Source organism: Lelliottia wanjuensis (assembly GCF_030238365.1).
Lineage (GTDB): Bacteria > Pseudomonadota > Gammaproteobacteria > Enterobacterales > Enterobacteriaceae > Enterobacter > Enterobacter wanjuensis.
The window spans coordinates 21,521-35,481 of record NZ_JASSOT010000077.1; the positions used below are offsets into that span (position 1 = coordinate 21,521).

At 57.4% G+C, this 13,961-nt stretch carries 10 protein-coding genes; 6 read left to right on the top strand and 4 right to left on the bottom strand.

Going from position 1 to position 13,961, the window contains the following annotated elements; translation table 11 throughout:
• Window positions 1-148 precede the first annotated feature (148 nt).
• Window positions 149-787, top strand: coding sequence for an HTH-type transcriptional regulator RutR (rutR, locus tag QQF33_RS23170; protein ID WP_285158673.1), 639 nt, complete (start codon window positions 149-151; stop codon window positions 785-787).
• Here rutR and QQF33_RS23175 read toward each other — a convergent pair.
• Together QQF33_RS23175 and putA are read right to left on the bottom strand one after the other, a co-directional pair.
• On the bottom strand, window positions 784-1,179 hold the full coding sequence (locus QQF33_RS23175; RefSeq protein WP_285158674.1) for a lysozyme inhibitor LprI family protein: 396 nt from the start codon (window positions 1,177-1,179) through the stop codon (window positions 784-786). The two genes, rutR and QQF33_RS23175, sit on opposite strands and share 4 nt — an antisense overlap.
• A gap of 71 nt (window positions 1,180-1,250) precedes the next feature.
• Window positions 1,251-5,213 carry a trifunctional transcriptional regulator/proline dehydrogenase/L-glutamate gamma-semialdehyde dehydrogenase gene (gene putA, locus QQF33_RS23180; RefSeq protein ID WP_285158675.1) on the bottom strand — a complete coding sequence of 1,321 codons (3,963 nt, stop codon included), beginning with the start codon at window positions 5,211-5,213 and terminating at the stop codon, window positions 1,251-1,253.
• A gap of 424 nt (window positions 5,214-5,637) precedes the next feature.
• Here putA and putP point away from each other — a divergent pair, with 424 nt between their 5' ends.
• The gene (gene putP, locus QQF33_RS23185; RefSeq protein WP_285158676.1) at window positions 5,638-7,146 is read left to right on the top strand and encodes a sodium/proline symporter PutP; all 1,509 of its coding nucleotides are present in this window, start codon (window positions 5,638-5,640) and stop codon (window positions 7,144-7,146) included.
• A gap of 112 nt (window positions 7,147-7,258) precedes the next feature.
• Here putP and QQF33_RS23190 read toward each other — a convergent pair whose 3' ends face one another.
• Together QQF33_RS23190 and QQF33_RS23195 are read right to left on the bottom strand one after the other, a co-directional pair.
• Window positions 7,259-7,678, bottom strand: coding sequence for a DUF3574 domain-containing protein (locus QQF33_RS23190; protein WP_285158677.1), 420 nt, complete (start codon window positions 7,676-7,678; stop codon window positions 7,259-7,261).
• Window positions 7,679-7,784: 106 nt separating this feature from the next.
• The gene (locus QQF33_RS23195) at window positions 7,785-8,969 is read right to left on the bottom strand and encodes a NupC/NupG family nucleoside CNT transporter (protein ID WP_285145376.1); all 1,185 of its coding nucleotides are present in this window, start codon (window positions 8,967-8,969) and stop codon (window positions 7,785-7,787) included.
• Between the two features lie 251 nt (window positions 8,970-9,220).
• On the opposite strand from QQF33_RS23195, the gene efeU reads away from it, so the two are divergent.
• From efeU to phoH, 4 genes are all read left to right on the top strand, one after another.
• Entirely contained in the window at window positions 9,221-10,054 is an 834-nt protein-coding gene (gene efeU, locus QQF33_RS23200) for an iron uptake transporter permease EfeU (RefSeq protein WP_282492522.1), read from the top strand.
• A gap of 44 nt (window positions 10,055-10,098) precedes the next feature.
• Window positions 10,099-11,226, top strand: a complete 1,128-nt coding sequence (gene efeO, locus QQF33_RS23205; RefSeq protein WP_282492523.1) for an iron uptake system protein EfeO — start codon at window positions 10,099-10,101, stop codon at window positions 11,224-11,226.
• Window positions 11,227-11,231: 5 nt separating this feature from the next.
• Window positions 11,232-12,515, top strand: coding sequence for an iron uptake transporter deferrochelatase/peroxidase subunit (gene efeB, locus QQF33_RS23210; protein WP_285145375.1), 1,284 nt, complete (start codon window positions 11,232-11,234; stop codon window positions 12,513-12,515).
• 498 nt (window positions 12,516-13,013) lie between these two features.
• Window positions 13,014-13,805 carry a phosphate starvation-inducible protein PhoH gene (gene phoH, locus QQF33_RS23215; RefSeq protein ID WP_174348619.1) on the top strand — a complete coding sequence of 264 codons (792 nt, stop codon included), beginning with the start codon at window positions 13,014-13,016 and terminating at the stop codon, window positions 13,803-13,805.
• Window positions 13,806-13,961 lie beyond the last annotated feature (156 nt).

A 13,961-nucleotide genomic window follows, 5' to 3' on the forward strand; every position in this document is an offset into this window, starting at 1 on the left:
TGGTTGTTAAAAAGATACCGCGGAAAGTGGACTAACTGGTCAAAAGCAGTGCACACAAAACAGGCACTTATGCGCGATTGAGGTGCAGAATGTCGTGAGACGCGAGGGGTTTTGCTATGCTAAACGCACATTTTCAAGGAGAGCAGGCATGACACAAGGCGCAGTGCAGACACCAGGTAAACGTTCGCGGGCGGTGAGCGCCAAGAAGCAGGCGATTCTGAAAGCCGCGCTGGAGACCTTTTCACAGTTCGGTATTCACGGCACGCGCCTTGAGCAGGTCGCGGAGTTGTCCGGGGTGTCGAAAACCAATCTGCTCTATTACTACCCGTCGAAAGAGGCGCTTTACGTCGCCGTGCTGCAACAAATTCTCGATATCTGGCTGGCGCCGCTGAAGGCGTTTCGTGAAGAGCTCGCGCCGCTGGTGGCGATCAAAGAGTACATTCGCCTCAAGCTGGAAGTCTCCCGCGACTATCCTCAGGCGTCGAAACTGTTCTGCATGGAGATGCTACAGGGCGCGCCGCTGTTGCAGGCGGAACTGACGGGGGATTTAAAGCAGTTAATCGACGATAAGTCGGCGATTATTGCAGGCTGGGTGGCGAGCGGAAAACTGGCGCCGATCGATCCGCAGCACCTGATCTTTATGATTTGGGCCTCGACCCAACACTATGCGGACTTTGCGAGTCAGGTCGAAGCCGTAACCGGAAAAACGCTCCAGGACGAGGCGTTTTTCCAGTGTGCGGTCGATAACGTGCAGCGCCTGATTATTGAAGGGATCCGCCTGCGTTAATTGCCGGGCGGCAGCGGGCAGCTTAAATCGCCTTCCTCGCACTGCATCAGGGAGGCCAGAAACGCCTCGCGCTCGGCGGTTTTCTCGGTCATGCACTGGTTGATAATCATCGGCTGTACGCTTCCTCCTTCGCTGCCGGACGCGGCAAAGGCGCAGTCGGCATCGCGCAGCCCAATCCACGCCTGCTGGGCTTTTTTCAGCAGTTCGCGCTGGGGCGCGGCGGCGCGTTTCATCGCGGCCTGGTAAGTCTGATTCAGTTTTTTATCTGCCGCCTGATACTGATGCGCGGTGCAGGTATTCAGATCGGTCTGGGTTGTGGCACTGGCACATTCGTCGGCCAGGGCGCTGGCGCTGAGCAGCAACGCGGCTCCGGCAATCAATACTCGTTTCATTTTCCCCTCCGTATAAAAAAGCCGGATACGCTACGCTTATCCGGCCTACGGTTTTCATTTTAGCTGTACAGTTAACCGATTGTCATCAGGCTGGCGTTACCGCCTGCGGCAGCGGTGTTGACGCTGAGCGAGTGCTCAACGTACAGACGCTCCAGCAGCAGGTTGGTTTCGCCGCGGGCAAAGCCCTGCACCGAGACAATCGCGCCGTCGCGCGCTGCGACCAGTTCGCACAGTTCGCGCAGCTGATCGGAATCCCCGTGGTAGATCACCGCGTCGAAATCCTGGGTGGTGATCACGTCTGGTTTGGCGAAGGTGATCCGCGCGGAGACCTCTTTCGGCAGCTGTTTGGCGAGATCGCGATGCAGACCATCTTCCGGCCACAGCACTTCGCAGCCTGTTGCCATGGCGGCGGCAAGCTGAACCAGCACATCCTGTTCGTTATCGGCGATGCACAGCACGCGCTCGCGCGGCATCAGCGTCCAGGTGTTGCGCTCTCCGGTCGGGCCTGGCAGCAGACGCTGAGTCCCGGCCTGCGCCTGTTCGCCATACTGCTGACAAATGGCGCGCAGTTCCGGGCGTTTTTCCGCCCATTTCACGAGGGCTTCCAGCGGTTGGGTGAGCAGCGTTTTCAGCTGGGCATCTACCGGGCGCTCCGCGTCCTGACGCGCCAGGGTCACGCCGAGCGCATTCTCCGGACGGTTCGCCAGCAGACGGTACAGATAGAGCGGGCCACCGGCTTTCGGACCGGTGCCGGACAAGCCTTCGCCGCCGAACGGCTGCACGCCGACTACCGCGCCGACCATATTGCGGTTGACGTACAGGTTGCCGACTTTCGCGCTGCCCGTGACCTGGGCGATGGTTTCATCGATGCGGGTATGCACGCCCAGCGTCAGGCCGTAGCCGGAGGCGTTAATCTGATCGACCAGCGCCTCCAGGTTGTTACGGCTGTAGCGCACCACGTGCAGCACCGGGCCGAAGACCTCTTTTTTCAGCTCGTCGAAGCTGGAGAGCTCAATCAGCGTTGGCGCGATAAAGGTGCCGGTGTTCCATTCGCGGGCATCTTCGCTGTTCTCGCGAACCGCCTGGAAGACCGGGCGACCTTTGGCGCGCATCGCCTGAATGTGTTGTTCGATGTTGGCTTTGGCTTCGGCGTCGATCACCGGGCCGATATCCGTGGTCAGGCGACCTGGGTTGCCCATCCGGCATTCGGCCATCGCACCGCGCAGCATTTTCAGCGTGTGGTCGGCGATATCATCCTGCAGACACAGCACGCGCAGGGCGGAGCAGCGCTGTCCGGCGCTGTCGAAGGCCGAGGCCAGCACATCCACTACCACCTGTTCGGTCAGCGCGGACGAGTCGACGATCATCGCGTTCATCCCGCCGGTTTCGGCGATCAGCGGCGTCGGACGACCCTGCGGATCAAGACGCGTCGCAATGTTGCGTTGCAGCAGCGTCGCCACTTCGGTAGAGCCGGTAAACATCACGCCGCGCACGCGGGTGTCGGTGGTCAGCTGAGCGCCGACGGTTTCCCCACGTCCTGGCAGAAGCTGCACCACGCCTGCCGGGACACCGGCTTCGAGCAGAATGTTAATGCCCTGGGCGGCAATCAGCGGCGTCTGTTCAGCCGGTTTCGCCAGCACGCTGTTACCTGCGGCAAGCGCCGCCGCGATTTGACCGGTGAAGATCGCCAGCGGGAAGTTCCACGGGCTGATGCACACCACCGGGCCGAGCGGGCGGTGAGTTTCGTTATCAAAATCGTTACGCACCTGACCGGCATAGTAGTGCAGGAAGTCGACCGCCTCGCGCACTTCGGCGATGGCGTTGCTGAAGGTTTTCCCGGCTTCACGCACCAGAATGCCAATCAGCTGCTGCATCTGGCCTTCCATCAAGATGGCGGCGCGCTCAAGGATTGCGGCACGTTCCTGCGGCGGCGTCGCGAACCAGATCGGCGCGTTGTTCACCGCATTTTCCAGCGCCAGTTCCACCTCTTTGGCGGTGGCTTCGCGGGCAAAGCCGACGATATCTTTTGGCTCCGCCGGGTTGATCACCGGCTGCATATCCCCTGCGTCAACGGGCTGCTCAAGGATCGGTTTCGCCTGCCATTTTTGCAGGGCGCTGTTCAGCAGGGCAGAAGAGAGGGACGCCAGACGGTGTTCGTTCGCCAGATCCAGACCTGCAGAGTTGGTGCGATCGCTGCCATACAGCTCGCGCGGCAAGGCGATTTTCGGATGCGGCAGACCGAGCTGGCCTTCCTGCGCGGCCATTTTTTCCACGGCCTGCACCGGATCGGCAACCAGCTCGTCGAGCGGCAGGGTGGTGTCAGCAATACGGTTGACGAAGGAGGTGTTGGCGCCGTTTTCCAGCAGACGACGCACCAGATAGGCGAGCAGCGTTTCATGGGTACCGACCGGGGCATAGATACGGCACGGTCGATTCAGTTTGCCATCGGCCACTTTCCCGGTGACCTGCTCGTACAGCGGTTCACCCATGCCGTGCAGGCACTGGAATTCGTACTGGCCCGGATAGTAGTTCTGTCCGGCCAGGCTGTAGATCGCCGCCAGGGTGTGGGCGTTGTGGGTGGCGAACTGCGGGTAGATCAGGTTCGGCACGCCGAGCAGTTTTTTCGCACAGGCGAGGTAAGAGACGTCGGTGTAAACCTTGCGGGTGTAAACCGGATAGCCTTCCAGGCCATCCATCTGCGCACGTTTGATTTCGCTGTCCCAGTACGCGCCCTTCACCAGACGGATCATCAGGCGGCGACGGCTGCGCGAGGCGAGGTCAATCAGGTAGTCAATCACGAACGGGCAGCGCTTCTGGTAGGCCTGAATAACGAAGCCGATGCCGTTCCAGCCCGCTAGCTCCGGTTCGAAGCACAGTTTTTCCAGCAGATCGAGGGAGATCTCCAGGCGATCGGCCTCTTCGGCGTCGATGTTAATCCCGATGTCGTACTGGCGCGCCAGCAGGGTGAGGGATTTCAGGCGCGGGTAGAGTTCGTCCATCACGCGATCGTACTGGGCGCGGCTGTAGCGCGGGTGCAGGGCGGAGAGCTTGATGGAAATCCCCGGACCTTCGTAAATGCCGCGACCGTTGGAGGCTTTCCCAATCGCGTGGATCGCCTGCTGGTAAGAGACCATGTACGCCTGCGCGTCGGTGGCGGTCAGGGCCGCTTCGCCGAGCATGTCGTAGGAGTAGCGGAAACCTTTGTCTTCGAGCTTACGGGCGTTGGCCAGCGCTTCGGAGATGGTTTCGCCGGTGACGAACTGTTCGCCCATCAGGCGCATCGCCATGTCCACGCCTTTGCGAATCAGCGGCTCGCCGCTCTTACCGATAATACGGTTCAGGGAGCGGGAGAGGTTGGCTTCGTTGTGGGTGGAAACCAGTTTGCCGGTAAACAGCAGGCCCCAGGTGGCGGCGTTGACGAACAGCGACGGGCTGCGGCCAATGTGCGAGTGCCAGTTGCCGTTGCTGATTTTGTCGCGGATTAAGGCATCGCGCGTGGCTTTGTCCGGAATACGCAGCAGCGCTTCCGCGAGACACATCAGGGCCACACCTTCCAGCGAGGAGAGGGAGAACTCCTGCAACAGGCCCTGCACCATTCCGGCGCGGCCGCTGGCGGATTTCTGATTACGCAGTTTGTCGGCGAGCTGATACGCCAGGCTGTGCGCCTGAGAAGCAATCGGCTCCGGCAGACGGGCCTGCTCCAGCAGCATCGGCACGGCGTCGGTTTCGGCACGACGGTACGCAGCGGTGATCGCCGCGCGGCTGACGGATTGCGGCAGGATCTGCTCGGCAAAATCGAGGAACGGCTGGTGATTCTCTTCGGCGGCGGCCACGGCTTCATCGCTTTCGTTGGCGGCACCGGCCAGCAGGGCAGGCAGCTCCGGTAAATCGTCTTCGTTTTCCAGACGTTCCAGATAATTAAAAATAGCCTGCTTAATTAGCCAGTGCGGCGTGCGGTCAATGCGGGTTGCAGCGCTCTTAATCCGTTCGCGGGTCGCGTCATCCAGCTTAACCCCCATGGTGGTCATGCCCATGCCAAAACTCCTGTTGATCTGTAGTGATGTTCGGTCGTTAGCGTGAAATATCCACCATGTTGCAACTTTGTGCAACCGTGTTAAATGTGACCTGGTCTGCAAGCTGAAAAATGAATGGATTGTTAAGCATAAGTTAGCTGGAAAATAAGACGGAATTCTGCGTGTGAGGCCAGTTTTTATGCGGCAGTTAACACTTTTAAAAGGTGCAACCCGTTAAAACGTGAGCGAGTGCAACCTATATAAAAGACGTATGAAACCAGGGATGAATTTGATGTAAATGCAGTGTTAAATCATTTGTGCATGAGGAGCGCTTACGGCAGGATACGCGCGCCCAACCGAAATACACTCATCATCACCCCGTTCCGGTGATGGAATAATTAAGGCAACCGGGAAGGTTGTCGCTCGACATTTTTGGAGATTTTAAATGGCAATTAGCACACCGATGCTGGTGACATTTCTCGTTTATATTTTTGGCATGATCCTGATAGGGTTTTTGGCATGGCGATCAACCAACAGTTTTGACGACTATATTCTGGGCGGGCGCAGTTTAGGGCCGATGGTCACCGCGCTCTCTGCGGGGGCTTCCGACATGAGCGGCTGGCTGCTGATGGGCCTGCCGGGCGCGATTTTCATCTCCGGTATTTCAGAAAGCTGGATCGCGATTGGCCTGACGGTCGGCGCGTGGGTGAACTGGAAGCTGGTGGCGGGGCGTTTGCGCGTTCATACCGAAGTGAACAACAACGCCCTGACGCTGCCGGACTACTTCACCGGTCGCTTTGAGGATAAGAGCCGCGTGCTGCGTATCATCTCTGCGCTGGTGATCCTGGTGTTCTTCACCATCTACTGCGCGTCGGGCATCGTGGCCGGTGCGCGTCTGTTCGAAAGCACCTTCGGCATGAGCTACGAAACGGCGCTGTGGGCCGGTGCGGCCGCCACCATCATCTACACCTTCGTTGGCGGTTTCCTGGCTGTCAGCTGGACCGATACTGTGCAGGCGAGCCTGATGATCTTCGCCCTGATCCTGACGCCGGTGATTGTGATTTTCACCGTCGGCGGTTTTGGCGATTCGCTGGAAGTGATCAAGCAAAAGAGCATCGAAAACGTCGATATGCTGAAAGGCCTGAACTTCGTGGCGATTGTCTCGCTGATGGGCTGGGGCCTGGGCTACTTCGGACAGCCGCACATTCTGGCGCGCTTCATGGCGGCGGATTCCCACCACACTATTGTTCACGCGCGTCGTATCAGCATGACGTGGATGATCCTCTGTCTGGCGGGCGCGGTGGCAGTGGGCTTCTTCGGGATTGCGTACTTCAACAATAACCCGGCGCAGGCGGGCGCGGTGAACCAGAACGCTGAGCGTGTGTTCATCGAGCTAGCGCAAATTCTGTTCAACCCGTGGATTGCCGGGATTTTACTGTCGGCGATTTTGGCGGCGGTGATGTCGACTCTGAGCTGTCAGCTGCTGGTCTGCTCCAGTGCGATTACCGAAGACCTGTACAAGGCCTTCCTGCGTAAAGGCGCGAGCCAGAAAGAGCTGGTGTGGGTCGGGCGCTTCATGGTGCTGGTGGTGGCGCTGGTCTCCATCGCCCTGGCGGCGAATCCGGAAAACCGCGTGCTGGGCCTGGTGAGCTACGCGTGGGCGGGCTTCGGTGCAGCCTTTGGTCCGGTCGTGCTGCTCTCCGTACTCTGGTCACGCATGACCCGTAACGGCGCGCTGGCGGGGATGATTATCGGGGCGGTGACGGTGATCGTCTGGAAACAATTCGCATGGCTGGGTCTGTACGAAATCATCCCTGGATTTATCTTCGGCAGCATCGGGATTGTGGTGTTCAGCCTGCTGGGCAAAGCACCGTCGGCGTCGATGCAGGAACGTTTTGCTGAAGCGGATGCGCATTACCACACGGCACCGCCGTCGAAATTGCAGCCGGAATAAGTTGTGCGGTCTAAAGCCCGGTGGCGCTAGCGCTTACCGGGCCTACAAAACTTGCAAACCCGTAATTATGTAGGCCGGGTAAGGCGTAGCCGCCACCCGGCTTTTTTTTGTATCAGAACTGCACGCACACCGGCTGATCAACTCGCATCACCGACTCCTGCGCAAAGCGTGATTTATAGATCCCGCGCAACGCTTCGATATTGCTCTCGCTCTGGGCGTCTTTCCCGTGGATCAGCATCAGCGCTTTGCTCGGCTCACGCGCCACTTTCCCGTCGTTACCCAGCCATTGCCCGCGCGCATCAAACACCGTTAAGCCATCGCGAAAACGCGGCGTCACGTCCTGATCGACAAACTGCTGCCACTCCTGGCCGGTGATCGCTGCCCCTGCCGGACGGTTCAGGCCGAAATAGAGGGTAGTTTGCTGCATCTGGTTATCCGCTTTGCAGGTGGCGTCAGCGGCGGTGTGAGAGGGGGCGTTGCAGCCTGCCAGCAGGAAAAGCGCGGCAACCATAAAACCCGTTTTGATGGTCATTGTTTGTTATCCTCGTTGTTCGAAAAAAAGCCGGGTGGCGCTAACGCTTACCCGGCCTACGGTTTTGTAGGCCCGTGCAAGCGCAGCGCCGCCGGGCAAAAAAAAATTACAGCACCAGTCCCGCAAAGCTTGCCGACAGCAGGCTCACCAGCGTTGCACCGTACACCAGGCGCAGGCCAAAGCGTGACACCACGTTGCCTTGCTTCTCATTCAGCCCTTTGATCGCTCCGGCCACAATGCCGATAGAGGCAAAGTTAGCGAACGACACCAGGAAGATGGAGAGAATGCCCAGCCCGCGCGGCGTCATCTGACCGGCAATTTTTTGCAGCTCAATCATTGCCACAAATTCATTCGCCACCAGTTTGGTTGCCATAATACTGCCCGCGTTCAGGGCATCGCTGAGGGGAATGCCGACCAGCCACGCCAGCGGATAAAACACATAGCCCAGGATCTGCTGGAAGCTCATGCCAAATACGCTGGAGAACAGGGCGTTGACCGCGCTAATAAGCGCAATAAAGCCAATCAGCATCGCCAGAATAATCATCGCCACTTTAAAACCGGCCAGAATATACTCGCCCAGCATCTCAAAGAAGCTCTGGGATTCGTGCAGTTTTTCCAGTTTGATTTCCGGCTCAGCTTCCGGGCGCGCCGGGTTGATGACCGACAGAATAATAAAGGTGCTGAACATATTCAGGATCAGCGCCGCGACCACAAATTTCGCATCGAGCATGGTCATGTAGGCGCCGACAATCGACAGGGAGACGGTCGACATCGCCGTCGCCGCCATGGTGAACAGGCGACGAGAAGAGAGATCGCCGAGCACCCCTTTGTAAGCAATGAAGTTTTCCGACTGCCCGAGGATCAGCGAGCTGACGGCGTTAAAGGATTCCAGCTTGCCCATACCGTTCAGCTTGGACAGCAGCGTGCCGATGACGCGAATAAAAATCGGCAGAATTCGCCAGTGCTGGAGAATACCGATCAGGGCAGAAATAAAGATAATCGGACAGAGTACGCCGAGGAAAATGAACGCCAGCCCTTTTTCACCCATCCCGCCAAAGACAAAATTGGTGCCCTCTGCGGCAAATTTCAGCAGGGATTCAAAGAAACCGGAGACATATTTAATCACGAATAAACCGCTTTCGGCGTGCAGGAAAAAGAACGCCAGCGCAATTTCAATCACAATAAGCTGTAAAACATAACGAATACGAATTTTTCGGCGGTCGAAACTCACCAGCCAGGCGAGCGCAAGAATAATCACCAGCGCCAGCAGGAAATGAACAAAGTTATACATTTTAGATTTTCAGCAGGTAAACGAAGCGCTTATTTAGCCATAGGGAGGGGGAAGCGTAAATGAGCATTTACGTTATAAGTTATATACATAACGGTAACGATCGTAACTATTAACCGGCGATGGATTTACAACTCGTCATCAAAACCCAACACATTTCGCTTGTTTTTCTCTCTGCCGTAATGATAATCACTATCACAGTTATTTACCTTTCTTTGCATCAGTTGACCGCGATAAACATTTAAGGTGTCGGCATGTTTGTTCCATTTCTCATTATGTTACGTGAAGGTCTTGAAGCGGCCTTAATTGTCAGCTTGATCGCCAGCTATCTGAAGCGCACCCAGCGGGGCCGCTGGATTGGGATGATGTGGGTGGGCGTTTTCCTCGCCGCCGCACTCTGCCTGGGGCTCGGTATTTTAATCAACGAAACCACCGGTGAGTTCCCGCAAAAAGAGCAGGAGCTGTTCGAAGGGATCGTCGCGGTCATCGCGGTAGTGATCCTCACCTGGATGGTGTTCTGGATGCGCAAAGTGTCGCGCAACGTCAAAGTTCAGCTGGAGCAGGCGGTGGATAACGCGCTGCAAAAGGGCAATCACCACGGTTGGGCGCTGATTGGAATGGTCTTTTTCGCCGTCGCGCGTGAAGGACTGGAGTCGGTCTTCTTCCTGCTGGCGGCATTCCAGCAGGACGTGGGGATCTGGCCGCCGCTCGGCGCGATGCTCGGCCTGGCGACCGCAGTGGTGCTGGGCTTTATGATCTACTGGGGCGGTATTCGCCTGAACCTCGGCGCGTTCTTCAAATGGACCAGCCTGTTTATTCTGCTGGTGGCCGCCGGGCTGGCCGCGGGGGCGATTCGCGCCTTCCACGAGGCGGGCCTGTGGAACCACTTCCAGGACGTGGCTTTCGATTTCAGTAACACGCTTTCCACCCATTCTCTGACCGGCACCCTGCTCGAAGGTATCTTCGGCTATCAGGAAACGCCGAGCGTCAGTGAAGTGGCGATGTATTTCATCTATCTCATTCCGGCGCTGGTGCTGTTCTTTATGCCATCGCGCCCCAGTACTCAGCCGTCGCGTACTGCGCCCTGAAGTGCTTCGTGTTGTTTATACATACTTTTAGAAAGGGAAGGGTCATGGCAATTCAATTTCGACGTACTGCGTTACAGGCCGGTGTGGCAGCGCTGTTTGCTTATGCATTTTCTGCGGGCGCGGCGGATGTTCCTCAGGTAAAAGTCACCGTGAACGACAAACAGTGTGAGCCGATGACCATCACGGTCAACAGCGGCAAAACCCAGTTTATCATTCAGAACCATAGCCAGAAGGCGCTGGAGTGGGAGATCCTCAAAGGCGTGATGGTGGTGGAAGAGCGTGAAAACATCGCCCCTGGGTTTAGCCAGAAGATGACCGCCAACCTGCAGCCGGGCGAGTACGATATGACCTGCGGCCTGCTGACCAATCCGAAAGGCAAGCTTATCGTCAAAGGCGAAGCCACGGCGGATGCGGCAAAAGGCGAAGCGCTGCTGAGCCTGGGCGAGGCGATCACCGCCTATAAAGCTTACGTCACCAAAGAAACGGCCGATCTCGTGACCGGGACCAAAGCCTTCACCGACGCGGTGAAAGCGGGCGATATCGAGAAAGCGAAATCCCTGTACGCGCCGACGCGCCAGCACTACGAGCGTATCGAACCTATCGCCGAACTGTTCTCTGACCTCGACGGCAGCATCGACGCCCGTGAAGACGATTACGAGCAGAAAGCCGCCGATCCGAAATTCACCGGCTTCCACCGTCTGGAAAAAGCGTTGTTTGGCGACAACTCCACCAAAGGGATGGAGAAATACGCGGAACAGCTGAACACCGACGTGCTGGAGCTGCAAAAACGCATCAGCGAGCTGGCCTTCCCGCCGTCAAAAGTGGTGGGTGGCGCGGCTGGCCTGATTGAAGAAGTGGCCGCGAGCAAAATCAGCGGGGAAGAAGATCGCTACAGCCACACCGACCTGTGGGACTTCCAGGCCAACGTTGAAGGCGCGCAGAAGATCGTAGACCTGCTGCGTCCGCAGCTGCAGAAAGACAACAGCGAACTGCTGGCGAAAGTGGATGCCAACTTCAAGAAAGTGAACACCATTCTGGCGAAGTACCGTACCAAAGACGGGTACGAGACATATGACAAGCTGACCGACGCCGACCGTAATGCGCTGAAAGGCCCTATCACTACCCTGGCGGAAGATCTGGCACAGCTGCGCGGCGTACTGGGTCTGGACTAAGCATCATGAGTAAACATCAGGAAGTCGACGTGGCGGAACCTTCCCGCCGTCGACTGTTAAAAGGGGTGGGGGCGCTGGGCGGCGCGCTCGCTCTGGCGGGCGGTTGCCCGGTGGCGCATGCGGCCAAACCACAAAGCGCGCCGGGGACGCTCTCCCCGAATGCCCGCATGGAGACGCAGCCGTTCTACGGCGAGCATCAGGCCGGGATTCTGACGCCGCAGCAGGCGGCGATGATGGTGGTGGCGTTTGATTCTCTGGCGAGCGATAAAGCGGATCTGGAACGTCTGTTCCGCTTGCTGACGAAGCGCATTGCGTTTCTGACGGCAGGCGGCCCGGCGCCGGAAACGCCAAACCCGCGGATGCCACCGATGGATTCGGGCATTCTGGGGCCGTTTATCGCCCCGGATAACCTGACCGTCACGGTCTCCGTCGGCGAGTCGCTGTTTGACGCGCGCTACAATCTTGCGAAACACAAACCGAAAACGCTGCAAAAGATGACGCGTTTTCCGAATGATTCCCTCGATGCGGCGCTGTGTCATGGCGATCTGCTGATTCAGATCTGCGCGAATACTCAGGACACGGTGATCCACGCTCTGCGCGATATCATCAAGCACACGCCGGATCTGCTGAGCGTGCGCTGGAAGCGGGAAGGGTTTATCTCCGACCACGCGGCGCGCAGCCAGGGGAAAGAGACGCCGGTTAACCTGCTCGGTTTCAAAGACGGGACGGCGAATCCGGACAGTCGCGATACGGCGCTGATGAAAAACGTGGTCTGGACTACGGCGGATCAGGGCGAACCGGCGTGGACCGTGGGCGGGACCTATCAGGCGGTACGCATCATCCAGTTCCACGTGGAATTCTGGGATCGCACGCCCCTGAAAGAGCAGCAAACCATCTTCGGGCGTGACAAGCAGAGCGGCGCGCCGCTGGGCATGAAGAACGAACACGATGTGCCGGATTACGCGCGTGACCCTGATGGCGACACCATCGCCCTCGACAGCCACATTCGTCTGGCGAACCCGCGTACGCCGGAAACCGAGTCCAGCCTGATGATGCGCCGCGGATACAGTTATTCGCTGGGTGTGACCAACTCCGGGCAGCTCGATATGGGTCTGCTGTTCGTTTGCTATCAGCACGACCTGGAGAAGGGCTTTTTAACCGTGCAGAAACGGTTGAACGGCGAAGCGCTCGAAGAGTATATAAAACCTATCGGCGGCGGCTATTTCTTTGCCCTGCCGGGCGTGCGCGACAGTAACGCGTATCTCGCACAAGGGCTGATCGAAGCCTGATAATCCTCCCCGCCACCGGCGCGGGGAGATTATTTTTTCCTATGACCGCCCCTGTTATATTTCTGTCATATTTCTGTATGAGACTGAACTCAGCTGCAGGGCGAGTCTGAAAAAGTTGCGTTCAGGTAAAAAAGTTGTTGCAATTGTGATAAATCCTGATGTACTTAATATAAGACAGCGGTAGTTCCCGGCAGTGATAACGATTCACTATGGAGATCGCGAATGGTTGGGTCCTGTTCTGGACAAGGTAAACACAACAACCGCAGCACCCGGCGCGGAGGCTCTGACTCCGGCAGCGATTTCTTCACCACAAAATTCTCCTCCCCAAACACCCAACAAAACTCACCCGACGTGCAGAGCGGTGCGCATAGCCGTTCGGCATCGTCATTCCAAAAGGCAAGCAATGGCTTACAAGGAAGCCAAACTTCAGATGTTAGTTCAGATAATCGCGCTGACAACGGCGCGTGTGATGAATACCAACAACTCAAGGTGCTATCCATGGGAAGACAAAAAGCAGTGATCAAAGCTCGTCGCGAAGCAAAACGTGTGCTGAGACGGGATTCACGTAGCCATAAACAGCGTGAAGAAGAATCGGTCACCTCGCTTGTGCAGATGAGTGGCGGCGTAGAAGCAATTGGCATGGCGCGAGACAGCCGTGATAACTCCCCAATTGCCGCCCGCAATGAGGCTCAGGCGCACTACCTGAATGCTATCGAGAGTAAACAGCTGATCTTCGCAACCGGTGAAGCCGGATGCGGGAAGACGTGGATAAGTGCTGCCAAGGCGGCGGAGGCTCTGATCCATAAGGATGTGGACAGAATTATCGTCACCCGTCCGGTATTGCAGGCCGATGAAGATCTCGGCTTCTTGCCCGGCGATATGTCAGAGAAGTTTGCCCCGTATTTCCGGCCTGTCTATGACGTGCTGGTTAAACGTCTCGGCGCTTCCTTTATGCAGTACTGCCTGCGACCAGAGATTGGTAAGGTGGAAATCGCGCCGTTCGCCTATATGCGCGGACGTACATTTGAAAATGCGGTCGTCATTCTCGACGAGGCTCAGAACGTGACCGCTGCGCAAATGAAGATGTTTTTAACGCGCCTCGGGGAAAACGTGACGGTGATCGTCAACGGCGATATCACCCAGTGCGACCTGCCGTCGGGTGTCAAATCCGGTCTGAGCGATGCGCTGGCACGTTTTGTGGAAGATGACATGGTTGGGGTGGTGCGTTTCAACAAAGATGACTGCGTGCGTTCGGTCCTGTGCCAGCGCGCACTTCTTGCCTACGACTGAATTGATTTTTGATGACAAAGCCCGGGAATTGGACTGCACCCCAAAAGTTGGACACACAACTGATTAAGGTGCAGTTTTTTATGGCAAAGCCAAAATATTCCCTCGAAACCAGATTAGCTGTCGTCAATCACTACCTTGCCGGAAAAGATGGAACAC

What these genes read in the sequence shown, in the direction of transcription:
- phoH (WP_174348619.1), top strand. Translation starts at nt 13,014, where the DNA reads ATGGGAAGACAAAAAGCAGTGATCAAAGCTCGTCGCGAAGCAAAACGT.
- QQF33_RS23190 (WP_285158677.1), bottom strand. Translation starts at nt 7,678, where the DNA reads ATGACCATCAAAACGGGTTTTATGGTTGCCGCGCTTTTCCTGCTGGCA.
- QQF33_RS23195 (WP_285145376.1), bottom strand. Translation starts at nt 8,969, where the DNA reads ATGTATAACTTTGTTCATTTCCTGCTGGCGCTGGTGATTATTCTTGCG.
- efeU (WP_282492522.1), top strand. Translation starts at nt 9,221, where the DNA reads ATGTTTGTTCCATTTCTCATTATGTTACGTGAAGGTCTTGAAGCGGCC.
- QQF33_RS23175 (WP_285158674.1), bottom strand. Translation starts at nt 1,179, where the DNA reads ATGAAACGAGTATTGATTGCCGGAGCCGCGTTGCTGCTCAGCGCCAGC.
- putP (WP_285158676.1), top strand. Translation starts at nt 5,638, where the DNA reads ATGGCAATTAGCACACCGATGCTGGTGACATTTCTCGTTTATATTTTT.
- efeO (WP_282492523.1), top strand. Translation starts at nt 10,099, where the DNA reads ATGGCAATTCAATTTCGACGTACTGCGTTACAGGCCGGTGTGGCAGCG.
- rutR (WP_285158673.1), top strand. Translation starts at nt 149, where the DNA reads ATGACACAAGGCGCAGTGCAGACACCAGGTAAACGTTCGCGGGCGGTG.
- efeB (WP_285145375.1), top strand. Translation starts at nt 11,232, where the DNA reads ATGAGTAAACATCAGGAAGTCGACGTGGCGGAACCTTCCCGCCGTCGA.
- putA (WP_285158675.1), bottom strand. Translation starts at nt 5,213, where the DNA reads ATGGGCATGACCACCATGGGGGTTAAGCTGGATGACGCGACCCGCGAA.